Source organism: Candidatus Pelagibacter sp. HIMB1611 (genome assembly GCF_052047715.1).
Classification (GTDB): Bacteria; Pseudomonadota; Alphaproteobacteria; order Pelagibacterales; family Pelagibacteraceae; genus Pelagibacter.
This window is the reverse complement of the sequence record NZ_JBNAJM010000001.1, coordinates 1,120,734-1,144,636: the sequence shown is the minus strand read 5'-3', so window position 1 is coordinate 1,144,636 and position 23,903 is coordinate 1,120,734. Positions and strand designations below refer to the sequence as shown.

General features: G+C 31.9%; 21 protein-coding genes. 14 read left to right on the top strand and 7 right to left on the bottom strand.

The window, feature by feature from the left end:
- Positions 1-9 precede the first annotated feature (9 nt).
- The 14 genes from ACTTAS_RS06150 to atpC all read left to right on the top strand — a co-directional run bounded on the left by ACTTAS_RS06150 (position 10) and on the right by atpC (position 18,073).
- On the top strand, positions 10-1,503 hold the full coding sequence (locus ACTTAS_RS06150; protein ID WP_075506082.1) for a CoA-acylating methylmalonate-semialdehyde dehydrogenase: 1,494 nt from the start codon (positions 10-12) through the stop codon (positions 1,501-1,503).
- A gap of 10 nt (positions 1,504-1,513) precedes the next feature.
- The gene (gene mdh, locus ACTTAS_RS06145; protein WP_440635423.1) at positions 1,514-2,476 is read left to right on the top strand and encodes a malate dehydrogenase; all 963 of its coding nucleotides are present in this window, start codon (positions 1,514-1,516) and stop codon (positions 2,474-2,476) included.
- Positions 2,477-2,478: 2 nt separating this feature from the next.
- Positions 2,479-3,639 (top strand): ADP-forming succinate--CoA ligase subunit beta, encoded by a 1,161-nt coding sequence (gene sucC, locus ACTTAS_RS06140; protein ID WP_440678720.1) that lies wholly within the window; start codon positions 2,479-2,481, stop codon positions 3,637-3,639.
- Entirely contained in the window at positions 3,640-4,515 is an 876-nt protein-coding gene (sucD, locus tag ACTTAS_RS06135; protein WP_440678719.1) for a succinate--CoA ligase subunit alpha, read from the top strand.
- Between the two features lie 36 nt (positions 4,516-4,551).
- Entirely contained in the window at positions 4,552-7,470 is a 2,919-nt protein-coding gene (locus ACTTAS_RS06130; protein WP_440678718.1) for a 2-oxoglutarate dehydrogenase E1 component, read from the top strand.
- Positions 7,471-7,476: 6 nt separating this feature from the next.
- Positions 7,477-8,778 carry a 2-oxoglutarate dehydrogenase complex dihydrolipoyllysine-residue succinyltransferase gene (gene odhB, locus ACTTAS_RS06125; protein ID WP_440678717.1) on the top strand — a complete coding sequence of 434 codons (1,302 nt, stop codon included), beginning with the start codon at positions 7,477-7,479 and terminating at the stop codon, positions 8,776-8,778.
- Positions 8,779-10,179, top strand: coding sequence for a dihydrolipoyl dehydrogenase (gene lpdA, locus ACTTAS_RS06120; protein ID WP_440678716.1), 1,401 nt, complete (start codon positions 8,779-8,781; stop codon positions 10,177-10,179).
- A 136-nt stretch (positions 10,180-10,315) separates the two neighbouring features.
- Complete coding sequence (locus ACTTAS_RS06115) at positions 10,316-11,089, top strand: L-iditol 2-dehydrogenase (protein ID WP_440678715.1); 774 nt, start codon at positions 10,316-10,318, stop codon at positions 11,087-11,089.
- A 134-nt stretch (positions 11,090-11,223) separates the two neighbouring features.
- A complete protein-coding gene (gene priA, locus ACTTAS_RS06110) occupies positions 11,224-13,179 on the top strand; it encodes a replication restart helicase PriA (protein ID WP_440678714.1) in 1,956 nt (651 codons plus the stop codon).
- Between the two features lie 108 nt (positions 13,180-13,287).
- Entirely contained in the window at positions 13,288-13,845 is a 558-nt protein-coding gene (gene atpH / locus ACTTAS_RS06105; protein ID WP_440678713.1) for an ATP synthase F1 subunit delta, read from the top strand.
- Positions 13,846-15,381, top strand: coding sequence for a F0F1 ATP synthase subunit alpha (gene atpA / locus ACTTAS_RS06100; protein ID WP_262589886.1), 1,536 nt, complete (start codon positions 13,846-13,848; stop codon positions 15,379-15,381).
- 6 nt (positions 15,382-15,387) lie between these two features.
- On the top strand, positions 15,388-16,260 hold the full coding sequence (locus ACTTAS_RS06095; protein ID WP_075506072.1) for a F0F1 ATP synthase subunit gamma: 873 nt from the start codon (positions 15,388-15,390) through the stop codon (positions 16,258-16,260).
- A 2-nt stretch (positions 16,261-16,262) separates the two neighbouring features.
- Positions 16,263-17,681, top strand: coding sequence for a F0F1 ATP synthase subunit beta (atpD, locus tag ACTTAS_RS06090; RefSeq protein ID WP_262589885.1), 1,419 nt, complete (start codon positions 16,263-16,265; stop codon positions 17,679-17,681).
- The gene (atpC, locus tag ACTTAS_RS06085; RefSeq protein WP_440678712.1) at positions 17,681-18,073 is read left to right on the top strand and encodes an ATP synthase F1 subunit epsilon; all 393 of its coding nucleotides are present in this window, start codon (positions 17,681-17,683) and stop codon (positions 18,071-18,073) included. Before atpD ends, atpC begins: the two co-directional genes overlap by 1 nt.
- Here the strand turns inward: atpC and ACTTAS_RS06080 are convergent.
- The 7 genes from ACTTAS_RS06080 to cgtA are packed head-to-tail and all read right to left on the bottom strand — an operon-like array spanning position 18,066 to position 23,898.
- Positions 18,066-18,542 (bottom strand): RNA pyrophosphohydrolase, encoded by a 477-nt coding sequence (locus ACTTAS_RS06080; protein ID WP_262589883.1) that lies wholly within the window; start codon positions 18,540-18,542, stop codon positions 18,066-18,068. The two genes, atpC and ACTTAS_RS06080, sit on opposite strands and share 8 nt — an antisense overlap.
- A gap of 1 nt (position 18,543) precedes the next feature.
- Positions 18,544-19,680 (bottom strand): S41 family peptidase, encoded by a 1,137-nt coding sequence (locus ACTTAS_RS06075; RefSeq protein WP_440678711.1) that lies wholly within the window; start codon positions 19,678-19,680, stop codon positions 18,544-18,546.
- Positions 19,677-20,027, bottom strand: coding sequence for a ribosome silencing factor (gene rsfS / locus ACTTAS_RS06070; RefSeq protein ID WP_075506496.1), 351 nt, complete (start codon positions 20,025-20,027; stop codon positions 19,677-19,679). Before rsfS ends, ACTTAS_RS06075 begins: the two co-directional genes overlap by 4 nt.
- Before the next feature lie 17 nt (positions 20,028-20,044).
- Positions 20,045-20,572: a nicotinate (nicotinamide) nucleotide adenylyltransferase gene (nadD, locus tag ACTTAS_RS06065; protein ID WP_440678992.1), complete on the bottom strand. Its 528-nt coding sequence runs from the start codon at positions 20,570-20,572 to the stop codon at positions 20,045-20,047.
- The gene (locus tag ACTTAS_RS06060; RefSeq protein ID WP_440678710.1) at positions 20,568-21,818 is read right to left on the bottom strand and encodes a glutamate-5-semialdehyde dehydrogenase; all 1,251 of its coding nucleotides are present in this window, start codon (positions 21,816-21,818) and stop codon (positions 20,568-20,570) included. The genes nadD and ACTTAS_RS06060 overlap by 5 nt, the downstream gene beginning before the upstream one ends.
- Positions 21,819-22,925: a glutamate 5-kinase gene (gene proB / locus ACTTAS_RS06055; RefSeq protein WP_440678709.1), complete on the bottom strand. Its 1,107-nt coding sequence runs from the start codon at positions 22,923-22,925 to the stop codon at positions 21,819-21,821.
- Positions 22,915-23,898 carry an Obg family GTPase CgtA gene (gene cgtA / locus ACTTAS_RS06050; protein ID WP_440678708.1) on the bottom strand — a complete coding sequence of 328 codons (984 nt, stop codon included), beginning with the start codon at positions 23,896-23,898 and terminating at the stop codon, positions 22,915-22,917. Before cgtA ends, proB begins: the two co-directional genes overlap by 11 nt.
- Between the last annotated feature and the right edge of the window lie 5 nt (positions 23,899-23,903).

Genomic DNA, 23,903 nt, shown 5'->3' with positions numbered 1-23,903 from the left:
ACCGTATTCATGAAATTAATAGAGCACTTCGTTAATGGAAAAATAATTCCAGGTTCATCTGATAGAAAAGGAAAAGTATTTAATCCTGCAACAGGAGAACAAGAATCTGAGGTTAGACTTGCAAGTAAATCTGATTTAGATCAAGCTGTAGAAGCAGCCAAAAAAGCATTTGAAACTTGGTCTGCAAAACCTCCTTTACAAAGAGCAAGGATAATATTTAAATTTAAAGAATTAATAGAAAAAAACTCTGATGAGTTAACAAAGCTAATAGTATCAGAACATGGAAAAGTTTTTGAGGATGCTAGAGGATCTTTAACAAGAGGGCTTGAGGTAGTTGAGTTTGCTTGTGGAATTCCTCATTTGTTAAAAGGTGAATATTCAGAAAATGTTGGAACAAATGTTGACAGTTGGTCAATGAGGCAACCTTTAGGGGTAGTAGCTGGAATTACTCCATTTAATTTTCCAGCAATGGTACCAATGTGGATGTTTCCAATAGCAATTGCTTGTGGAAATACATTTATATTAAAACCTTCAGAGAAAGATCCCTCATGTCCACTTAGATTAGCAGAGTTACTTAGTGAAGCTGGATTGCCTGAGGGAGTATTTAACGTAGTTAATGGCGACAAAGAAGCTGTTGATGCAATTTTAGAAAATAAAGATATTAAAGCTGTAAGCTTTGTTGGATCCACTCCAATTGCAAAATATATCTACGAAAATTCAGCTAAAAATGAAAAAAGAGTACAAGCACTTGGAGGTGCAAAAAATCACTTAGTAGTCATGCCAGATTGTGATTTGGATGGTGCAGTAAATGGATTGATGGGTGCAGCTTACGGATCTGCAGGTGAGAGATGTATGGCCCAATCTGTTGCTGTTGCTGTTGGAGATATTGGTGATGAACTAGTTTCAAGACTTTCAAAAAAAGCAGAGGCCTTAAAAGTAGGACCTGGTATGGATAAAACTTCAGAGATGGGACCTCTGGTTACAAAAGAGCATTTAGAAAAAGTAAAAAGTTATGTTGATTTAGGAGTTGAAGAAGGTGCTAAATTAGTTGTCGATGGAAGAAACTTAAAACTTCAAGGTTATGAAAACGGATTTTATATAGGTGGTTGTTTATTTGATCACGTTAATAAAGACATGAGAATTTATAAAGAAGAAATTTTTGGTCCAGTTTTATCTGTAGTTAGAGTTAAAACTTTTGAAGAGGCTGCAAAACTAATCAATGATCATGAATACGGAAACGGAGTAAGTATTTATACTAGAGATGGTGATGCAGGCAGAACATTTGCTAGTAAAATTCAAGTAGGAATGGTTGGTATCAATGTTCCAATTCCAGTTCCTATGGCCTTTCATAGTTTTGGTGGTTGGAAAAGATCATTATTTGGAGATAGTGGTATGCATGGCATGGAAGGAATAAAATTCTATACTAAACTTAAAACTGTAACATCACGATGGCCTTCAGGTGTGCGTACAAACGCAGAATTTGTAATGCCAACAATGAAATAAGAGGAAATAAATGAAAAAAATATCTTTAATTGGCGCAGGCCAAATAGGTGGAACACTAGCACATTTAATTGGAATAAAGGAGCTTGTTGATGAAGTTGTTTTATTTGACGTTGCAAGTGGAATAGCTAAAGGAAAGGCTTTAGATATAGCTCAATCATCATCAGTTGATGGATTTAATGTAAAATTATCAGGTACAGACGATTATAAAGATATTAAAGATTCTGATGTTATCATAATTACAGCAGGAGTTCCTAGAAAGCCAGGAATGAGTAGAGATGACCTTCTTGGTATAAATTTAAAAATTATTAAACAGGTAGCTCAAGGGGTAAAAGAAAACGCACCGAACGCCTTCGTAATTTGTATCACCAACCCTTTAGATGTGATGGTTATGGCGTTTCAAAAGTTTTCAGGTTTGCCTGCAAATAAAGTTGTCGGCATGGCAGGAATTTTAGATAGCTCAAGATTTAAACTGTTTTTATCATTAGAGTTTGGTGTGCCTGTAAGAGAGATTGAAGCGATGGTTATGGGTGGTCATGGAGATACTATGGTTCCAATGCCAAGATTTACAAAAGTATCTGGCAAACCTTTATTGGATCTTGTGAAAGAGGGAAAGATTTCTCAAGAGAGAGTTGAAGAAATTAATCAAAGAACTAGAGACGGTGGAGCAGAAATCGTCAAGTATTTAGAAAAAGGTTCTGCTTTTTATGCACCAGCAGCATCGGGAGTTCAAATGGCTGAATCATATTTAAAAGATGAAAAAAAATTATTACCTTGCGCAGTGCAGTTAAATGGTGAGTACGGGGTAGAAAATGTTTATGCTGGAGTACCAGTTGTAATTGGTAAAGACGGAGTTGAGAAAATTGAAGTAGTGGATTTAGATGAAAAAGAAAATAAAGAGTTTATGCACTCTATTGATGCTGTAAAAGCTCTTTGGGAAGCTGCTTCTAAAATAGATCCAGATCTTTCAAAATAATAATGAACATTCACGAGCACCAAGCAAAAGAAATTTTAAAGAAATATGGAGCAATAGTTCCAGCAGGATTTTTTTCAACAAGTGTTGATGACTTGATTGAAAAAGCAAAAAATTTAAAAACTGAAAAGTATGTTTTAAAGGCCCAAATTCACGCTGGTGGTAGAGGTAAAGCTGGAGGAGTTAAAATTCTTAATACACTTGAGGAATTAAAAAATTCAGCAAATGAGTTGCTTGGAAAAACACTTGTAACTCATCAAACAGGACCAGAAGGAAGAGAAGTTAAGCGATTATATGTTGAAGAATCCTCTAATATAGAAAAAGAATTCTATTTATCATGTTTAGTTGATAGAGCGAGCTCAAAGATTGCATTTATTTCAAGTGATCAAGGTGGAATGGATATTGAAGAAGTAGCAAGCTCAAATCCAGAAAAAATTATTACAACTAAAGTTGATATGGCTGAAGAAATATCAGATGCAGATTGTGAGTCAGTAATTAAAATTTTTGATTTAAACAATGATGCAAAAGATCAAGCAATTTTACTAATCAAATCGATTTATAAAATGTTTATTAGTACAGATGCTAATATGGTTGAGGTAAATCCTTTAATTTTAACAAAAGAGGGAAAGATTGTTTGTTTAGATGCGAAAGTTAATTTCGACTCTAATGCATTATTTAGACATCCTGAAATTCTAGAATTAAGAGATCTAAATGAAGAAGATCCAACTGAAATTGAAGCTAGCAAACATGATTTAGCTTATATCAAGTTAGATGGAAGTATTGGATGTATGGTTAATGGTGCAGGTCTAGCAATGGCAACTATGGATATCATCAAATTATATGGTAAAGAGCCAGCTAATTTCTTAGATGTTGGAGGTGGAGCCTCAAAAGAAAAAGTTTCTGCAGCATTTAAAATTATTCTTTCAGATAAAAATGTGAAGGGAATTTTGATAAATATTTTTGGGGGAATAATGAGATGTGATGTGCTTGCACAAGGAGTGGTAGACGCTGCAAAAGAAATTAATATTAGTGTACCTTTGGTAGTTCGACTTGCAGGGACAAATTTTAAAGAGGGAAAAGAAATTTTAGACAATTCAGGTTTAAAATTAATTTCAGCAGAGAACTTGGATGATGCTGCTAAGAAAATTGTTGAGGCTATTAAATAAATGTCAGTTTTAGTTAATAAAGAAACTAAAGTAATTTGTCAGGGTTTTACAGGTGCACATGGAACTTTTCATTCAGAGCAAGCAATAAAATATGGAACAAATTTAGTAGGAGGTGTTACTCCTAAAAAGGGAGGTCAAAAGCATTTAGACAGACCTGTATTTAATTCTGTAGCTGAAGCTAAAAATGCAGTCGGGGCAGATGCCACTATGATTTATGTGCCTGCAAAATTTGCTGCGGCAGCAATTATAGAAGCTATCGATGCATCTGTTGAATTAATTGTTTGCATTACTGAAGGTATCCCAATTCAAGATATGCTTAAGGTTAGAAAAAAATTAGATGGGTCTAATAGCAGACTCATAGGCCCAAATTGTCCAGGAATTATAACTCCTGATGAATGTAAAATTGGAATTATGCCTGGTAATATTCATAAAAGAGGTTCAGTTGGAATTGTATCTAGATCTGGAACTTTAACCTACGAAGCAGTTGCTCAAACAACTGAAAATGGATTAGGGCAATCAACATGCATTGGAATTGGAGGAGATCCAATAAATGGTACAAATTTTATAGATTGTTTAGATCTGTTTTTAAATGACGAAGAGACACAATCAATTTTAATGATTGGAGAGATAGGAGGCTCTGCAGAAGAGGAAGCAGCAGAGTTTTTGAAAAACCATAAGATTAAAAAACCAACAGTTGGATTTATAGCTGGAATTACTGCGCCACCAGGGAGAAGAATGGGGCATGCAGGTGCAATTATTTCTGGAGGTAAAGGTGGTGCAGAAGATAAAATAAAAAAAATGGAAGAATGTGGAATTACAGTCGCAAAATCACCATCAATAATTGGTAAAACTTTATTTGATAAACTGTCTAATTGAAAAATATTTTTTAGAGGGATATATTAAATAAAAAAGATGTCATCATCAAAAAATCTCGATTTCGAAAAAAACTCATTTTTACATAAATCAAATAGTGCATTTATTGAACAAATGTACTTAAAATTCATCAACAAAGATAAAGATCTCCCTGAAAGTTGGTTAAATTACTTTGAAGGAATTGGTGATGAAATAAAAGTTATTGCAAATGAAATAAATGGACCATCATGGGGACCAGAAAAAACAAAAATAAATATTGATGAGCTTCAAAAGAAAATAGATGAAAATGAAATTACTAATTTAAATAATGAAAAAATAGATACTTCAGAAAAATTTAATTTTCAATTACTTGCAGATTCTAACAAAGATTCAATAAGTGCTGTAGCCTTAATCAGAGCCTATAGATTAAGGGGGCATTTGTTAGCTGATCTTGATCCTTTGGGAATGAGAGAATCTGAATATTTAGATGAACTTCATCCAGAGTTTTATGGTTTTAAGAAAGAAAACTATGAAAGAAAAATTTTCTTAAACGGGGTGATAAATAAAAAGTATGCCAATATTAAAGAAATTTTAAAATTTATGAAAAAAACCTATTGTGGAAAAATAGGTTATGAGTTTATGCACATTTCTAATCCTGATGAAAGAAAATGGTTTAGAGATAGAATTGAGCAAGATGATAAAGCTCTTCAGTTTACTAAAAATGGTAAGGAAGCAATTCTAAATAAATTAGTTCAAGCAGAAGGTTTTGAAAAATTTTTAGCAACTAAGTATGTTGGTACAAAAAGATTTGGATTAGATGGAGGAGAAAGTTTAATTCCTGCACTTGAGCAAATAATTAAAATTGGCGGTCAACAACAAATTAAAGAGGTTAAAATTGGAATGTCTCATAGAGGCAGATTAAATGTTTTGGCTAACGTTTTACAAAAATCTTATAAAAGAATATTTAATGAATTTGCTGGTGAATATAGTGATGACTCTGAGGATAGTGCTGGAGATGTAAAATATCATCTTGGTGCATCTTCTGACAGACAATTTGATGGAAATTCTGTTCATGTTAGTTTGACAGATAATCCATCTCACCTTGAAGCAGTAAATCCTGTCGTTTTAGGACAAACTAGAGCAAAACAATTTTTTCATAAAGATAAAGACAGAAACAAAGTTATCCCAATACTAATTCATGGTGATGCAGCATTTGCTGGACAGGGTGTGGTAGCAGAATGTTTTGCCATGTCAGGACTACCTGGACATAACACGGGTGGAACTATTCATATAATTGTAAATAATCAAATTGGTTTTACAACGAGTCCTCGATTCGCAAGATCGTCACCTTATCCTTCTGATGTTGCAAAAATGGTTGAGGCTCCAATTTTACATGTTAATGGAGACGATCCAGAGGCAGTTGTTTATGCTACCAGAATAGCTACAGAATTCAGATTAAAATTTAACAGAGACGTTGTAGTAGATTTAATTTGTTACAGAAGGTTTGGTCATAATGAGGGAGATGAGCCATCGTTTACTCAGCCATTGATGTATCAAAAAATTAAATCCCACCCAAGTGTATATAAAATTTATGGGAATAAACTGGTTAATGAAAAATCAATTACTCAAGAATTATTAAATCAAAATGTTAAATCATTTAAAGATTTATTAGATGATCAATATAAAAGTGCAAAAGATTACAAGCCTAAAATAGAATGGTTTGAGGGTACATGGTCAAGATATAAACCTGAGAAAGGAAAAGACAAAAGAGGAATATCAGGTTTTGATGAGGAGAAATTAAAAATAATTTCAAAAAAAATAAATGCAGTACCATCAGAAAAAAATATTCATAAAACTATTAGTAAAATATTAAATGCGAGAAGAGACTCAATTGAAAAAGGAGTGGGAATTGATTGGTCTTCAGCAGAAGCTCTTGCGTTTGGATCTTTGTTAGTTGAAGGATATCCAGTTCGTTTAGTTGGACAAGACTCTGGTAGAGGAACTTTTAGTCAAAGACATTCTGTACTAAGAAATCAAATTGATAATTCAAGATATATTCCACTAAATAATATTGTCAAAGGTCAAAAACAATTTGAAGTAGTAGATAGTTTTTTATCTGAACTTGCTGTTTTAGGTTTCGAATATGGTTACAGTTTGGTTGAACCAAACACTCTAACAATTTGGGAAGCTCAATTTGGAGATTTTGCAAATGGAGCTCAAGTTGTGATTGATCAGTTTATAGCTTCAGGTGAGAGAAAATGGAATAGAGCATCAGGTCTTGTAATGTTGTTACCTCATGGATACGAAGGTCAAGGTCCTGAACATTCATCTGCTAGATTAGAAAGATTTTTACAGTTATGTTCAAACGACAATATGCAAGTTATGAATTGCACAACTCCAGCCAATTATTATCATGCATTAAGACGTCAAATGCATAGAGATTTTAGAAAACCATTGGTTGTAATGACACCAAAATCATTGCTTAGAAATAAATACTGTGTTTCTAACTTAGAAGATTTTAATAAACAAAATACTTTCCATAGAATTTTGTGGGATCATGCGATTGACCCAAAATCAAATGGTTTTATTAAACTTAAAGAAAGTTCTGAGATTAAAAAAGTTATTTTGTGCTCAGGCAAAGTTTACTTTGACTTACTTGATGCTAGAGAAAAATTAAAAAGAGATGATGTAATCATGTTTAGAATAGAACAACTTTATCCTTTCCCAGCAAAAGCTTTAGTAAACGAACTTAAACCATATGCCAAAAATGCTGAATTTTTTTGGTGCCAAGAAGAGCCAAAGAATATGGGAGCATGGTTTTCAGTGAGAGATTATATTCAATGGACATTAGATACTTTAAAGGCTAAATATAATGAAATTTCTTATATAGGAAGAAGCCCTGATGCAACTCCAGCAACTGGATATGCAAAGAGGCATAATTCTCAGCAACAAGAAATAATTAGTAAGGTGTTTGGTTAAATTATAATGAGTGAAAAAATAGTAGTTCCAGTACTTGGTGAAAGTATTACAGAGGCAACAGTTGCAAAATGGTTAAAAAAAGCTGGAGATACGGTTGAAGCTGATGAACCAATTGTAGAACTTGAAACTGATAAAGTTAATTTAGAAGTTCCATCACCAATAACTGGTGTTTTAACAGAAATTAATTCACAAGATGGTTCTACAGTAGAAGTTGGAGCATTATTAGGTTCTGTTTCAGAAAATGGCGCAGCAAAAGTGACACCAACTGAAAAGAAAGAGGAACCTAAAAAAGTAGAAGAAACTCCTCCTGAAAATAATGTAATAAAATTAGATACAAATAAAAAAGAACCAGAAATTTTTGAAGATAAAAAAACAGAAATTCAAAAACCTAAACCCTTAGTTTTGACAGAGGAAGTAGCACCAAACCCAGAACCAGTAAGAGAGAATAGAAATGAAACTTTGTCTCCTGCAGTCAGAAAAATTGTTACTGAAAATAATATTGATATCGGTTCTGTTCAAGGTTCAGGAAAAAATGGTCAGGTTTTAAAAGGAGATTTAATTGGTTTAATGGGAGCAAATCCAAAACCATCAGAGAGAAAAATTCAATATGGTCAAGAAGAACGAATTAAAATGACCAGATTAAGACAGACAATTGCTAAGAGATTAAAACAAGCTCAAGAAAACGCTGCATTACTTACAACTTTTAATGAAGTTGACATGACAAATATTATGGAAATGAGAAAAGAAAATCAACAAGACTTTCAAAGTAGATATGGAATTAAATTAGGCTTCATGTCATTCTTTGTTAAAGCATGTGTGGTGGCCTTGAAACATTTCCCTGCTGTTAATGCTGAAATTGATGGCGATGAAATTATATATAAAAACTATTATAATATTAGTTTTGCTGTAGGTACGGATAAAGGTTTAGTTGTTCCAGTTTTAAGAAATGCAGATGAGCTTTCATTTGCAGATATTGAAAAAAATATCAAAGATATTTCTGAAAAGGCTAGAGATGGAAAACTAACAATTGAAGATCTACAAGGAGGAACATTTACCATCAGTAATGGTGGAGTGTATGGTTCAATGTTATCAACTCCAATTCTAAACTTACCCCAATCTGGTGTTCTAGGCATGCACAACATTGTAGAGCGACCAGTGGTAGTAGAAGGTGAAATAAAAATAAGACCTATCATGTATTTAGCTCTTTCTTATGATCACAGAATTATTGATGGTAAAGAATCTGTTTCTTTCTTAAAAATGATTAAAGAAAATCTAGAAGATCCTAGAAGATTATTTTTGGATATTTAAATGTCAGAAAAATTTCAAGCTGTAGTTATTGGAGGAGGGCCTGGTGGTTATGTTTGTGCAATTAGGCTTGCACAATTAGGTTTAAAAACAGCATGTATAGAGTCTAGGGGTTCACTAGGAGGAACTTGCTTAAATGTTGGCTGCATACCCTCAAAAAGTTTATTAAATCTTTCTGAAGAATTTCATAAAGTAAAAAATTTATCCAATAAGGGTATCGAGATAGGTGAGGTGAAACTTAATCTTGAAAAGATGATGAAAAGCAAAGATAAAGCTGTAACAATATTGACCAAAGGTGTTGAATTTCTTTTAAAAAAAAACAAAGTTACTTATTTTAAAGGTCACGGAAGTTTTAAATCAAAAAACCAAATCTCAATTAAAGATGACAAGAATAATGAGACAATCATTGAGTCAGAAAAAACAGTAATAGCAACCGGATCTGTGCCAGTTTCATTACCTGGAATTGATATTGATGAAAAAGTAATTGTTTCCTCTACAGGGGCCTTAAAATTAGAAAAAGTACCAAATAAAATGGTCGTGGTTGGAGGTGGCTACATTGGTTTAGAGATGGGTTCAGTTTGGTCAAGATTAGGTTCAGAAGTTCAGGTCGTAGAATTCTTAGATCATATTACACCTGGAATGGATAAAGAAATTTCATCTGAGTTTATGAAAATTTTAAAAAAACAAGGCATTAAATTTAATATGCAAAACAAAGTTGAAACAATTCAGAAAAATAACAACGGAGCAGTTGTTTCAACAGTAGATAAAGATGGCAATAAAAACAATTTTGAATGTGATGTGGTGTTAATTTCTGTTGGTAGAAAGCCAAATACGGATGGACTAAATTTAGATGCAGTAGGAATTGATTTAGATGAAAGAAAAAGAATAAAAACTGACAAAACTTTTAAAACAAATGTCGAAAATATTTTTGCTATTGGTGATGTAATATCTGGACCAATGCTTGCTCATAAAGCTGAAGATGAAGGAATCGCAGTTGCAGAAAATATTGCAGGACAATCTGGACATGTTAATTATGATACAATACCTGGTGTTGTGTATACTACTCCAGAAGTTGCATCTATAGGAAAAACAGAAGAACAATTAAAAGAACTTAATCAAAAGTATAAAGTCGGTAAATTTTCATTTATGGCAAATTCTAGAGCTAAAGCAATTGATGATGCTGAGGGATTTGTAAAAATATTAGCAGATGAGCAAACAGACAAAGTATTAGGAGCTCATATTATAGGCCCTCATGCAGGAGAGTTAATTGCTGAAATAGGTGTAGCTATGGAATTTGGTGCAAGTTCAGAAGATATAGCAAGAACATGTCATGCGCATCCAACTTTTTCTGAAGCAGTTAAAGAAGCTGCATTATCAGTAGATAAAAGAGCAATACACTCTTAAACCATAGGATAATTTGTTTAAACCTAAATTTTCTTTTAGCATCAAAGTAAATAATTAAATTAAATAAACTTTAAATAAATTTTATCTTCTTTATCTTCCTTGAGTGAAAGTTCAGGATTTGTTAGTCTTGATTAATATGAAAAGACTAGAGGGCAAATCAGCTATAATTACAGGTGCTGCGCGGGGTATTGGTCGTGGTTTCGCAGAGAGATATATTGCTGAAGGAGCTCGTGTTGCAATCGCAGATATAAACCTTGCTGCAGCACAAAAAACAGCTAAGGAGCTTGGTGATGCAGCTTACGCAGTAATGCTTGACGTTTGTAATCAGTCCAGCATTGACGATGCGGTGGCACAAGTCGTGAAGACAGCAGGCAAAATCGATGTTCTAATTAATAATGCTGCTCTTTTTGATGCTGCTGAAACAGTCGATATCACTCGCTCCAGCTACGAAAAGCTTTATGCAGTTAATGTTTCAGGAACCTTGTTTACCATGCAAGCAGTCGCAAAACAGATGATCACACAAGGTCATGGTGGAAAGATTATAAATATGGCTTCACAAGCGGGTCGTCGTGGCGAAAGTCTTGTACTGGTTTATTGTTCAACAAAAGCTGCTGTTATTTCAATGACCCAATCGGCAGGTCTGAATTTGATCAAACATGGCATTAATGTTAACGCCATTGCTCCTGGTGTAGTAGATGGTGAACATTGGGAACATGTAGATTCTATGTTCGCAAAACTTGAGCGTAAAGCAATTGGCCAAAAGAAAGCTGAAGTTGCTTCAAATGTTCCCTTCGGACGTTTTGCAGTACCAACGGACCTGACTGGTATGGCAGTTTTTCTCGCTTCTTCAGAATCTGATTACATTGTATCACAGACTTATAATGTCGATGGTGGCCAATGGATGAGCTGATGAATTTTGTCACATCAGCTCTTGATAATGAAAGAAAAACTAAACTTTGAATTTAAAAATTTTGATAGATAAAAGTTGTAGAGTGCTCTTAAAAAGAGCAATACACTCTTAATTTTTTTTCATATTATAAAAATATGAAATTTCCGATTCTTTTACCTAATATTTTTGATCATCCATTTACTTATGAAAGTAGTATTGATCTTAAATTAGGAGACTATGTGGAAGTTCCTTTTGGCAAATCAAAAATTACAGGTGTAGTTTGGGACGAATTTGAAAAAAATAGCAACAAAACATTTAAAATAAAAAAAGTTTTGAGGAAGTTAGATGTGACTCCTCTAAAAAAAAATACTATTAAATTTTTAAACTGGTTTTCAGAGTACAATATTATTCCAAAAGGAATGGCTCTAAAGCTTATTTTGTTAAGTAGTCATGCAATAGAAAATAAGGAGCTAAGTTCTTACAATAATTTTAAAAGTGAGATTAAAAATACATCTATAAAATTAACCAAAGATCAAATCAAAGCATATGAAGAAATGGTAAGCACTAACCAAAATTTTAGAGTGCACGTATTACAAGGGACAACAGGATCAGGTAAAACTCTTGTATATTTTGAAGCTTTAAAAAACCTTATAAAACAAGGCTATCAGGGGTTAATTCTTTTACCTGAAATAGGTTTAACAGGTCAATTTGAAAAAAAATTTAATGAATATTTTGGTTTTAACGCAGCAGTGTGGCACTCAGGAGTTTCAAAAAAAAAGAAAGAATTAATTTGGAGTGGAATATCTAATGGAGAAGTTAAAGCAATTATAGGTGCAAGATCGTCATTATTTTTACCTTTTAAAAATCTAGGTATGATAATTGTAGATGAGGAGCACGATCAATCATTCAAACAAGATGAGGGTGTAACTTATAATGCACGAGATATGGCAATCTCTAGAGCTTCATTTGAAAATATACCAGTTAATTTAATTACAGCCGTTCCATCAATTGAAACTTTTGAAAATATTCAAAAAGGAAAATATTCCTTATCAAGACTTACAGAGAGATATAAAAATGCTTCATTACCAAATTACGAAATTATAGATCTTAATAAAACCAAACTTGAAAAACAATCGTGGTTATCAGATAAAATAATCGAAAAAGTAAATTTTCACCTTGAGAGAAAAGATCAGGTTTTATTTTTTTTAAATAGAAGAGGTTTTTCACCTCATGCGTTGTGCAAAAATTGTTTAACTAGCTATTCTTGTCCAAATTGTACTATCAACCTTGTTTATCATAAAAATAAAAATAATTTATTATGTCACTATTGTGGTTTTAAAACTGATTTAAAAAGAGATTGCTCAAAAGAGGGTGAATGTAATTTTGTCTTTAGTGGACCTGGTGTAGAGAGGATATCTGAGGAAGTTAAAAAAAAATTTCCTAATAAGGAAGTTGAAATTTTTTCAAGTGATACAATGAATAAAAAAGACTCATCAAGTAAATTAGAAAGAATTATAAATAATCAAACTGAAATATTAGTTGGTACACAATTAATTTCTAAAGGATTTCACTTTCCAAGTTTAAATTGTATTGTTGTTGTTGATATTGATTTATCAGCTAACGGAAATGATTTAAGAGGAGCTGAAAAAAATTTGCAGTTATATCATCAGTTATCAGGAAGAGCTGGAAGAACAGGAAAACCTGCAACAGTATATTTTCAAACCTACAACAATAATAAAAATATGATTTTAGAAATTACAAATAAAAATCCTGATATATTTTTAAAAAGAGAACTAGAAATTAGAAAAAAAAATAAACTTCCACCTTATCAAAGATTTATTTCTCTGATTATGACTGGTGAAAATCAAAAAAAATTAGAAAAAGAGGCTTATGACTTTAAAAATTATTTAGAAAATAAAATTGAGGGAAATATATTGGGTCCAGTTGAGGCTCCTATATTTAGACTAAAAAGAAATTTTAGGGTCAGATTTTTAATTAGAGGTTCAAAATCTATGAAACTACAAAATGCTATTGCAAAATCAGTTCCAAAATACAAATTTTCTAAAGGAATAAAACTTTCAGTTGATGTTGATCCAATTAACTTCAATTAGGCCCAAAAAAGATGACTTTTTCGTCAATCAGTCACTTGAAGACATAAAGGTCATATGCTAATTAGAGCGTGATTTTTAAATAATCTTCAACATTTTAGAGGTATCAAGTTGAGCAAAGACACAGGATTTTCAATTACTTCAGCAGAAAGGTATTCACTTGCGCTTTATGAATTATCTACTGAAAGCAATGTTACATCCCAAATAGAAGAGCAGTCACTCTCAGTTCTAAAATTGTTAGAACAAAGCCAAGATTTTTCAAATTTAATAAAAGATCCAACTACAAGCAAAAATGATTTATTAAAAGCAGTTAATACAATCTCAGAAAATTATAAATTTGATCAATTGTTAAAAAATTTCTTAAGTTTTTTAATTCAAAAAAGGAGGTTCTTTTTTGTAGAAAGAATTCTTAAAAGTTTCATCGAGATCTGTTCCGTAAAAAGAGGTGAGCTAAAAGCCGAATTAAGATCTGCTAAACAATTATCTAATGAAGAAATTAAACAAATTACGGAAGAATTAACTAAAAACTTTAGTTCAAAAATAAAATTAAACTACAAACATGATGAAAGTTTAATAGGAGGTTTAGTGGTACAGGTAGGGAGTACTATGGTTGACACCTCAATTAAAAGTAAATTACAACAAATCGAAAATAGAATGATAGAGGCATAAATGGAAATAAATCCTTCAGAAGTTACAAAAATATTAAAAGAACAAATAAAAAATTTTGGAGATAAAGCAGAGGTTACTGAGGTAGGTCAAGTTTTATCAGTTGGTGATGGTATTGCCAGAATTTACGGTCTTGACAATGTTCAGGCTGGAGAGATGGTTGAATTTTCTGATGGCTCTAAAGGTATGGCCCTAAACTTAGAGAGCGAAAACGTTGGTGTTGTAATTTTTGGTGATGACAGAAATGTTAAAGAAGGTGATGTTGTAAAAAGAACTGGAAAAATTGTTGATACGCCAGTTGGAAAAGAGTTACTAGGTAGAGTAGTAGATGGTTTGGGAAACCCAATTGATGGCAAGGGTGCATTAGATAAAAGTGTACAAAAGAGCAGAGTAGAGGTTAAGGCTCCTGGAATTATCCCTAGACAATCAGTTAATGAACCAATGCAAACAGGTTTAAAATCAATTGATAGTTTGGTTCCAATCGGAAGAGGACAAAGGGAATTAATTATTGGTGATAGACAAACAGGAAAAACTGCCGTTGCAGTTGACGCAATTATAAACCAAAAAAAGATCAATGAATCAGGTGACGAAAAACAAAAATTATATTGTATTTATGTTGCTGTAGGTCAGAAAAGATCAACTGTTAGACAAATTCAAAAAACTTTAGAGGAAGCTGGTGCAATGGAATATACAACAATTGTTGCAGCAACAGCATCTGACTCAGCACCACTTCAATTTTTAGCTCCATATACTGGTTGTGCTATGGGTGAATATTTCAGAGATAATGGAATGCACGCGTTGATTATTTACGATGATTTATCAAAACAAGCAGTTGCTTACAGACAAATGTCACTTTTACTTAGAAGACCTCCAGGACGTGAGGCTTATCCAGGAGATGTATTCTATTTACATAGTAGATTATTAGAAAGAGCTGCAAAATTGAGTGATGAACATGGCGGAGGATCTTTAACAGCACTTCCAATTATTGAAACTCAAGGTGGAGACGTATCTGCATTTATTCCAACAAATGTAATTTCAATTACGGATGGTCAGATTTTCTTAGAAACTGAATTATTCAACCAAGGAATAAGACCTGCAATTAACGTTGGTTTATCAGTTTCAAGGGTAGGTTCATCTGCACAAACTAAAGCGATGAAAAAAGTTTCAGGATCTATGAAACTTGAGCTTGCTCAATATAGAGAAATGGCAGCATTTGCTCAATTTGGTTCAGATTTAGATGCTTCTACTCAGCAGTTATTGAATAGAGGATCAAAATTAACTGAGCTTTTAAAACAAAAGCAATATTCTCCAATGACAGTTGCTGAACAAGTAATTTCGGTTTTCTGTGGTGTTAAAGGATATCTTGATGATATCGATTTAAAAGATGTTGCAGGTTTTGAAAGTAAAATCATTGAGAAATGTAAATCAGAAAAACCTGAGATTATTGAGTCGATTCAAAGTTCAGGAAAACTTGAAGAGGATAAAGAAAAGTTATTAGTTGAACTGATTACTCAATTAAAGGAAACCCTTAAATCTTAATTTGATATGGCAAGTTTAGACGACCTAAAAAAAAGAATAGCCAGTGTAAAATCTACACAAAAGATTACTAAGGCTATGAAAATGGTTGCAGCTGCAAAATTAAGAAAAGCACAAGAAAGTGCTGAAAAAGGACGACCTTATTCAGAAAAAATGAACAATGTAATTTTAAACCTTTCTAGTGGAATTTCAGATAAAGAAAATGCACCAAAGTTATTAGCTGGTACAGGACAAGATAAAGTTCATCTTTGTGTTGTAATGACATCAGATAGAGGTCTATGTGGTGGGTTTAATTCCAACATAATTAAGAAAGCAAAAAGTTACTTTTCTAAAATTTTAGATGAGAATAAAGAGCTTAAAATTATCACTGTAGGTTCAAAAGGCAATGACCAGCTTAAGAGAATTTATGGTGACAAAATAATTGAAAATATTTCATTTAAAGAATCGAAAAATGCAAATTATTTTGATGCAGATAAAGTAGGAAAAATTATTATTGAAAAATTTGAAGCAGGTGAATTTGATGTTTGTACAATTTTTTACAATAAATTTAAAAATGTAATTACACAAATCCCACAGGCTCAACAAATAATTCCTTTAAATGATGAGGGAAGTGAAAATAGTTCAGATGAAAGTTACGAATTTGAACCAGATGAAGATGAAATTTTAAGCAATTTGTTGCCAAAAAATATTTCAACACAAATATTTAAGGCAATGTTAGAGAATTCAGCTAGCGAACAAGGATCCAGAATGAGTGCAATGGATAATGCAACCCGAAACGCAGGTGAAATGGTTGACAAACTTACTATCGAATATAATAGAAGTCGTCAGGCAGCAATTACTAAAGAACTAATAGAAATCATATCAGGAGCAGAAAGTTTATAATTATGAGCAAAGGAATAATCACACAAGTTATTGGAGCGGTAGTAGACGTAAAATTTGAAGGAGAATTACCGGAAATTTTAACAGCATTAGAATGTAAAAATGGTGACAATAGATTGGTTTTAGAGGTTGCTCAGCACTTAGGAGAAACTACTGTAAGAACTATTGCAATGGATGCTACTGAAGGATTAAAAAGAGGAGATGAAGTTGTAAATACGAATGCTCCTATCCAGGTACCTGTTGGACCAGAAACACTAGGTAGAATTATTAATGTAATTGGTGAGCCAATTGACGAAAGAGGTGAAGTTAAAACTAAAGAGAGTTGGCCTATTCACAGAGCTGCGCCTGAATTTAATGATCAATCAACTGAAACTGAAATATTAGTTACTGGTATTAAAGTTATCGACTTATTAGCACCATATGCCAAAGGAGGAAAAATTGGACTATTTGGAGGTGCTGGTGTTGGTAAGACAGTTTTAATTATGGAATTGATTAACAACGTTGCAAAAGCACATGGTGGATTTTCAGTTTTTGCTGGAGTTGGAGAAAGAACTAGAGAAGGAAATGATCTTTACCATGAGATGATGGAATCTGGAGTAATCAAGCAAGATGGCCCTGGCTCTAAAGCTGCATTGGTTTATGGACAAATGAATGAACCCCCAGGAGCAAGAGCAAGAGTTGCTTTAACTGGATTAACAGTTGCAGAATATTTTAGAGATCAAGAAGGACAAGACGTTTTATTCTTCGTTGATAATATTTTTAGATTTACTCAAGCTGGTTCAGAGGTATCTGCTTTATTAGGTAGAATTCCTTCAGCTGTTGGATATCAGCCTACATTAGCTACTGATATGGGTAATCTTCAAGAAAGAATTACAACTACAAACAAAGGATCAATTACTTCTGTGCAAGCGATTTATGTTCCAGCTGATGACTTGACTGATCCAGCGCCCGCAACATCATTTGCTCACTTGGATGCTACTACTGTACTTTCAAGACAAATAGCTGAAATTGGTATTTATCCTGCAGTAGACCCATTAGATTCTACTTCAAGAATTTTAGATCCAAGAATAGTTGGTGATGAGCACTATAGAGTTGCGAGAGATGTACAAAGAATTTTACAATCTTATAAATCACTTCAGGATATTATTGCTATCCTTGGTATGGATGAATTATCTGAGGAAGATAAATTAGTTGTAGCAAGAGCAAGAAAGATTCAAAGATTTTTATCTCAACCATTCTTTGTTGCGGAAGTATTTACAGGTTCACCAGGAAAATTAGTTGATCTCGAATCTACAATCAAAGGATTTGATGCAATCTGTAAGGGTGAATATGATCACTTGCCAGAAGCAGCTTTTTACATGGTCGGTACAATTGAAGAGGCTATTGAAAAAGCTCAAAAAATGGAAAAAGAAGCTGCAGCTTAATGAGCGAAGAATTTAAAATTGAGATAGTAAATCCTGAAAAATCTTTTTTGATCAAAGAAGATGTATCGGAAGTAGTAGTACCTGCTTTTGAGGGAGAAATGGGGATATTAAAAGATCATATTTCAATTATCTCATTTTTAAAACCAGGTATTATCAAAGTAAGTTCAAAATCTGGTGATGAAAATTATTATGTTGAGGATGGTATAGTAGAGTTTAAAAATAATAATTTATCTATTCTAACAAGCTCAATTTATAATTTGTCTGATATGGATAAATCTGTTCAACAGGATTTACTGAAAAAAGCTGAAGAAGAGGCAGGAAAGTCAGATATTAATGATCAAGCTAAATATTTAGTAGATCAAAAAATTGAAGTTTTAAAAACTCTTAATTAAGAATTTTTTTTACTTTATCTTTAACTTCTTTGTACACGTGTAGTTTAAAATCAACCACTAAGTCTGTGATTTTGTCTAGCTCTACCCATTTCCACTCTAAAAACTCAGGGTGTTTAGTTTTGATATTTATTTCACTATCTGACCCAACAAATCTCATTAAAAACCATTTTTGTTTTTGACCTCTGTACTTTCCTTTCCAAATCAAACCAAGCAATCTATCTGGAAGTTCATAAGTTATGGTTCCATCTAATTCTTTTACTAATTCAACATTTTTAATGCTAGTCTCTTCCTCAAGTTCTCTGTAAGCAGCTTTTAAAAAATCCTCACCCTCATCTACGCCACCTTGAGGCATTTGCCAAAAATTTTTTGGGTTATCTATTCTTTTGGCAACAAACACTTTGTTCTCTTTATTTAACACAACAATTCCTACTCCACTTCTTAGTGGAAGATTATGTAAATCTTTTTTCATTTTATCCGTTAAGTAATTTAATTGCGTAATTTAGTTGATTATCAGTGTCAGTTCTTATTTTAAAATCATCGCCTTCTTCATTCACTTCAATGTCTGGACGTACACCAACTTCAGATATAGACTTTCCAGATGGAAGATAGTATTTTGCAACAGTCAAACGTATTGCACCTCTATTTTTAAGAGGAATAATAGATTGAACTGAACCTTTGCCATAACTGTTCTCACCTACAACAATTGCTCTTTTGTGGTCTTTTAAAGCTCCTGCAACAATTTCTGATGCTGAGGCTGATCCATAATTTATCAGTACTAGTAATGTTTTTCCGTCAGTTATGTCTCCTTTTTTTGCAAACCATTTTCTATTATCAGATTTTTTTCTACTTTTAGTGGAGACAATTTCACCATTTTCTAAAAAGAAATCAGATATTCTTATTGCTTGGTTTAGTAATCCACCTGGATTATTTCTTAAATCCAAAATAAAAGAATTAAGATTTTTATTTTTTTTTAATTTCTTTATTTGTTTTTCTATTTGATCACTACTGTTTTCATTAAATGAAGTTAATCTAATATAGCCAATATTTTCTTCTAATAACTCTGACTTAACAGATTGAATTTCAATTATTTCTCTAGTGATATTAAATGTTAATGCTTTTTTTTCTCCTCTTCGTCTAACTGTTAATTCTATACTTGAACCTACTGGGCCTCGCATTAAATCAACAGCTTCAGTTAGAGATTTCCCTTGAACTTGGGTGTCATTAATTTTTACAATGTAATCACCAGCTTTTAATCCAGCTTTTGATGCTGGTGTGTCGTCAATAGGTGAAATAACTTTAACAACCCCTGCTTCCATACTTACCTCAATTCCAAGGCCACCAAATTCACCGCTAGTTTCAGTTTGCATCTCCTCCAGAATTTCAGGAGACATATAAGATGAATAAGGGTCTAAAGATTGAAGTAAGCCATTGATAGCAGAGTCCATACTCTCAGATTGATTGATCTCATCAATATATTCTCTATTTATTTTTTCTAAAACCTCACCAAATAAATCTATCTTTTTGTAAATATCTACTTCAGAAGAGTTTGCTGAACTTAAATAAAAAAATGATAAAAAAATAATTGAGTAATATTTAATTATTTTCATATCATTACTTTTTCTTTAGGAATAAATTCTGACCAGATTTTTTCTAATTCGTAAAATTTTCTTTTCTCTGGATGAAAAATATGAACGATTAGATCTATACCGTCTACCAATTTCCATTCACCACTTTCTTTACCCTCAATTTTAGAGTCTTTAATTCCATTATCTTTAAGCTTTTCTAACACTTGTTCAGATAAAGACTGTATATGTCTAGATGATGTACCGCTTGCTATTATCATATAATCTGCCATCGAACTTTTATCTTTTAGATCAATAGTTACTATGTCTTCAGCTTTGTTAAGATCTAATGTGGTGATTACAATTTCTTTGAGATCTGAAATTTTATCCATTAATTAGATTTAGACTATCAAATTTTTCTTAATTGAGAAGATGAAATGTTGACTTTATTAAACTCTATAAATTTGAGGGTGGTATTGCCGAGAGCCCTAAATGTCTTTGATTTTAATGAGTTTTTTTTATAGCCATGTCTATCGAAAACTAAAATATTACACTTTTGTGAAATAGATTTTGATTTATACCATTTGTGAAAATTTATTAAGTTATCTGCTCCCATTAAAAAATAAATTTCAATATTTTTATTTTTTTTTAAATGATTAATTAAATCGATTGTTTTATTTGAATTAATTTTGTTTTCGTAAAATCTCACTTTGATAAATGAATTGTTACCAATAATTTTTTTACAGAATTTTATTCTTTCAGTAACTGAGGTTTTGCTCTGGTTTTTAAAAGGATTTTTTTTTGTGATTGCCCAAATAATGTTTTTAAGCTCAAATCTTTTTTTTGCTTCTTTTGAAATTGCTAGATGACCTTTATGAGCAGGATCAAATGATCCTCCTAAAATTCCTATTTTTGTCTTATTTAATTTCAAATTAATTTCTTATTTTACCGTTACTTGTAATTTGATATTTATATGAAACAAGTTGATTAAGTCCCACAGGCCCTCTTGGTGGAAGTACATTGGTAGAAATTCCAACTTCTCCTCCGAAACCAAATTCACCTCCATCTGCAAATTGAGTTGAAGTGTTATGCATAGCAATAGAGCTTTTGACTTCCTTTAGAAATTGATTAGCTGTTTTTTTGTTTTTTGTAATTATTGAGTCTGTATGCATTGTTCCATACTTGTTAATATGACTTATGGCTTCATTGAGGTTGTTTGCTATTTTAACAGAAACTGCTGCGCTTAAATATTCTGTAGACCAATCTTTTTCAGTAGCTTTAAAAATTTTACCCTTATAAAATTTAGCCAAAGTTTTTTCTCCATAAATTTTACAACCATTTTTTTCTAAATTGCCCAGGATTGTATTGCTAAATTTTTTAACAATATTTTTATGTAGAATAATGGTTTCGGTCGCCCCACATATGCTGGTGTTTCTTAATTTTGCGTTAGTAACAACTCTATTTGCCATCTTTAATTCAGCATCTTTGTCGACATATGTATGACAAATACCCTCAAGATGACCAATTATAGGAACCTTAGAAAGTTCTTGAACTTTTCTTACAAGATTTTTTCCACCACGTGGGATTATAACATCAATATATTCTTTCATTTTGGAAAGCATTACATCAACCATCTTTCTGTTTTTAGAGTCTATAAATTGTATAAAGTTTTCATCTACTTTATTTTTTTTGAGCGCTTTTCTAAAAAGTTTTGACAAAATTCTATTTGAATTGATTGCCTCAGAACCTCCTCTTAAGATTACTGCATTACCTGATTTGAAACATAAACCCGCAACATCTGATGTAACATTTGGCCTACTTTCATAAATTACACCAATAACTCCTATTGGAATTGATACTCTACTAATATTTAATCCATTAGGTCTTTTCCACTTTTCTAGAACATGATTAATGGGATCTTTAAATTTAATAATACTAATAATAGAATTTCTGATGTCGTTTATTTTTTTCTCATTTAAATGAAGTCTATTAATTAAATTTTCTTTTAATCCTATTTTTTTTGCGTAATTAATATCTTTAGTATTTTCTTTAATTATTAAACCTTTGTTTTCGTTAAGCATTTTGGCATAGGAGGCTAAAACACTATTTTTAACTTTTGTGTCTATTTTATATTGACTTGCTTTTCTTGCTCTTTTACCGATTAAATTCATATAATTATTCATTTATACTTCTACCATATCATCTTTATGAATAACTTCAGATTTTGCAACATACCCAAGTAATTTTTGAATTTCATTCGAATGGTGTCCCATAATTTTTTTTACTTCATCAGAAGAAAAAGAACTTAAACCTCTAGCACATTCATTATTTTTTTTATCTAAAACTTTTATATGATCACCTTTGTTAAATCTTCCTGATACATTTTTAATACCTGCAGCTAGTAAACTTTTTCCAAGCTTTAACGCTTTTTTGGCTCCATCATCAATTACAATATTTCCTTTAGGTGCAATTGAGCTAATTATCCATTTTTTTCTAGCATGAAGTTTAGAGACCTTTGGGCTGAACCATGTACAATTATTTTTTTCAATAATTTTTGAAATAGGATTTGAATACAGTCCGTTTGCAATAATCATACTGCTGCCAGCTAATTGACAAATTTTAGCAGCTTCAATTTTTGTTTGCATTCCTCCACTTCCATATTCATTAATTCCTTTAATATTAATTTCTTTTAAGTCTTTGTTTATATCATTTACTATTTTTATAAGTTTAGCGTCTTTATTTACTTTTGGATTTTTTGTAAAAAGGCCATCTACATCTGAAAGTAAAATTAATGTATCGGCGTTTGTAATTTGAGCTACTCTAGATGCCAATCTATCATTATCTCCATATTTTATTTCAGTTGTTGCAATTGTATCATTCTCATTAACAACTGGGATAAATCCAAGTTCGAATAAATTTTCGAATGTTCTTTTGGCATTTAAGGATCTTCTTCGTTCCTCCGTATCTTCTAGAGTTAACAAAATTTGTGAAATATTTAATTTGAATTTTGAGAAGGTCTGAGAGAATAAATTCATTAGTTCAATTTGGCCAATAGAGGCAATTGCTTGACTTTTATCTAACTTGATATTTTTTTTGTTAAAATTCATTTTTTTACATCCAAGAGCGATAGCACCTGAACTAACAATGACTATTTTTTGATTTTTATCTTTTAGTTTTTTGATGTCCTTCGCAAAGCTTGAAAGCCATTTTTTTCTAATTTTTTTATTTTCATCAACTAATAAAGATGAACCAATTTTAATAACAATAATTTTCGAGTTTTTAAGATACATAGGATAATAATTTTGCCTTAATTTTTGAAACCGACTCTTTATTTAAAGTTGTAATTGTCATTATCTCACAATTTTTATCTTTAGAGAAATCATCAATTACATCTTTAGCTGTGTCTTCATCAATTAAATCTATTTTGTTAAACACAATTAATTCTCTCTTTTCAAGCATTTTAGAACTGTAATTTTTAAGTTCATTTTTAACCTGATCATAAGATTCCTTAAGATCAAGATTAGTAATATCAATTAAATGTAATAAAGATTTGCATCTTTCTATATGTTTTAAAAACTGTATCCCAAGTCCAACACCTTCATGGGCACCTTCTACTAATCCTGGTATATCAGCTATTGTGATTTCTTTATCATCATAGCTAGCAACACCCAAGTTAGGATTGAGTGTTGTAAATTTATAATTAGCAATTTTAGGATTTGCGTTTGTAAGTGCTGCTAACAAACTTGATTTTCCTGCGTTAGGTAATCCGATAATTCCAATATCAGCTATTGTTTTAAGTTGTAACCAAATTGTAAACTCTTCTCCCAAAGTTCCTTTCGTAAATTTTCTTGGAGCTCTGTTAGTAGAGCTTTTAAATCTAGTATTTCCCAAACCACCTTTGCCACCATTAGCTGCAATGTACTCTTCTCCTTTTTTGTTAAAATCAAATAATAGAGTTTTATTATCCTCTTCAAATACCTGGGTTCCAAGAGGAACTTTTAAAACCAAATCCTCACCACTTTTACCTGTTCGATTTTGACCAGAACCATTCTCTCCACGTTGAGCTTTATGATGTTGTTGATATCTGTAATCAATTAAAGTGTTTAAGTTTTCTTCTGATTTTAAAATGATAGAGCCACCCTTGCCTCCATCCCCTCCATCAGGTCCTCCAAACTCAACATACTTTTCTCTTCTAAAACTTGGTGAACCGTCACCACCGTTTCCAGCCTTAATATAAATTTTAACTTGATCGAGAAATTTCATAATAC

What these genes read in the sequence shown, in the direction of transcription:
- priA (WP_440678714.1), top strand. Translation starts at nt 11,224, where the DNA reads ATGAAATTTCCGATTCTTTTACCTAATATTTTTGATCATCCATTTACT.
- ACTTAS_RS06080 (WP_262589883.1), bottom strand. Translation starts at nt 18,542, where the DNA reads ATGAAAAAAGATTTACATAATCTTCCACTAAGAAGTGGAGTAGGAATT.
- sucC (WP_440678720.1), top strand. Translation starts at nt 2,479, where the DNA reads ATGAACATTCACGAGCACCAAGCAAAAGAAATTTTAAAGAAATATGGA.
- ACTTAS_RS06075 (WP_440678711.1), bottom strand. Translation starts at nt 19,680, where the DNA reads ATGAAAATAATTAAATATTACTCAATTATTTTTTTATCATTTTTTTAT.
- odhB (WP_440678717.1), top strand. Translation starts at nt 7,477, where the DNA reads ATGAGTGAAAAAATAGTAGTTCCAGTACTTGGTGAAAGTATTACAGAG.
- atpA (WP_262589886.1), top strand. Translation starts at nt 13,846, where the DNA reads ATGGAAATAAATCCTTCAGAAGTTACAAAAATATTAAAAGAACAAATA.
- ACTTAS_RS06130 (WP_440678718.1), top strand. Translation starts at nt 4,552, where the DNA reads ATGTCATCATCAAAAAATCTCGATTTCGAAAAAAACTCATTTTTACAT.
- sucD (WP_440678719.1), top strand. Translation starts at nt 3,640, where the DNA reads ATGTCAGTTTTAGTTAATAAAGAAACTAAAGTAATTTGTCAGGGTTTT.
- ACTTAS_RS06115 (WP_440678715.1), top strand. Translation starts at nt 10,316, where the DNA reads ATGAAAAGACTAGAGGGCAAATCAGCTATAATTACAGGTGCTGCGCGG.
- atpC (WP_440678712.1), top strand. Translation starts at nt 17,681, where the DNA reads ATGAGCGAAGAATTTAAAATTGAGATAGTAAATCCTGAAAAATCTTTT.
- atpD (WP_262589885.1), top strand. Translation starts at nt 16,263, where the DNA reads ATGAGCAAAGGAATAATCACACAAGTTATTGGAGCGGTAGTAGACGTA.
- proB (WP_440678709.1), bottom strand. Translation starts at nt 22,925, where the DNA reads ATGTATCTTAAAAACTCGAAAATTATTGTTATTAAAATTGGTTCATCT.
- cgtA (WP_440678708.1), bottom strand. Translation starts at nt 23,898, where the DNA reads ATGAAATTTCTCGATCAAGTTAAAATTTATATTAAGGCTGGAAACGGT.
- rsfS (WP_075506496.1), bottom strand. Translation starts at nt 20,027, where the DNA reads ATGGATAAAATTTCAGATCTCAAAGAAATTGTAATCACCACATTAGAT.
- ACTTAS_RS06060 (WP_440678710.1), bottom strand. Translation starts at nt 21,818, where the DNA reads ATGAATAATTATATGAATTTAATCGGTAAAAGAGCAAGAAAAGCAAGT.
- ACTTAS_RS06150 (WP_075506082.1), top strand. Translation starts at nt 10, where the DNA reads ATGAAATTAATAGAGCACTTCGTTAATGGAAAAATAATTCCAGGTTCA.
- ACTTAS_RS06095 (WP_075506072.1), top strand. Translation starts at nt 15,388, where the DNA reads ATGGCAAGTTTAGACGACCTAAAAAAAAGAATAGCCAGTGTAAAATCT.
- lpdA (WP_440678716.1), top strand. Translation starts at nt 8,779, where the DNA reads ATGTCAGAAAAATTTCAAGCTGTAGTTATTGGAGGAGGGCCTGGTGGT.
- mdh (WP_440635423.1), top strand. Translation starts at nt 1,514, where the DNA reads ATGAAAAAAATATCTTTAATTGGCGCAGGCCAAATAGGTGGAACACTA.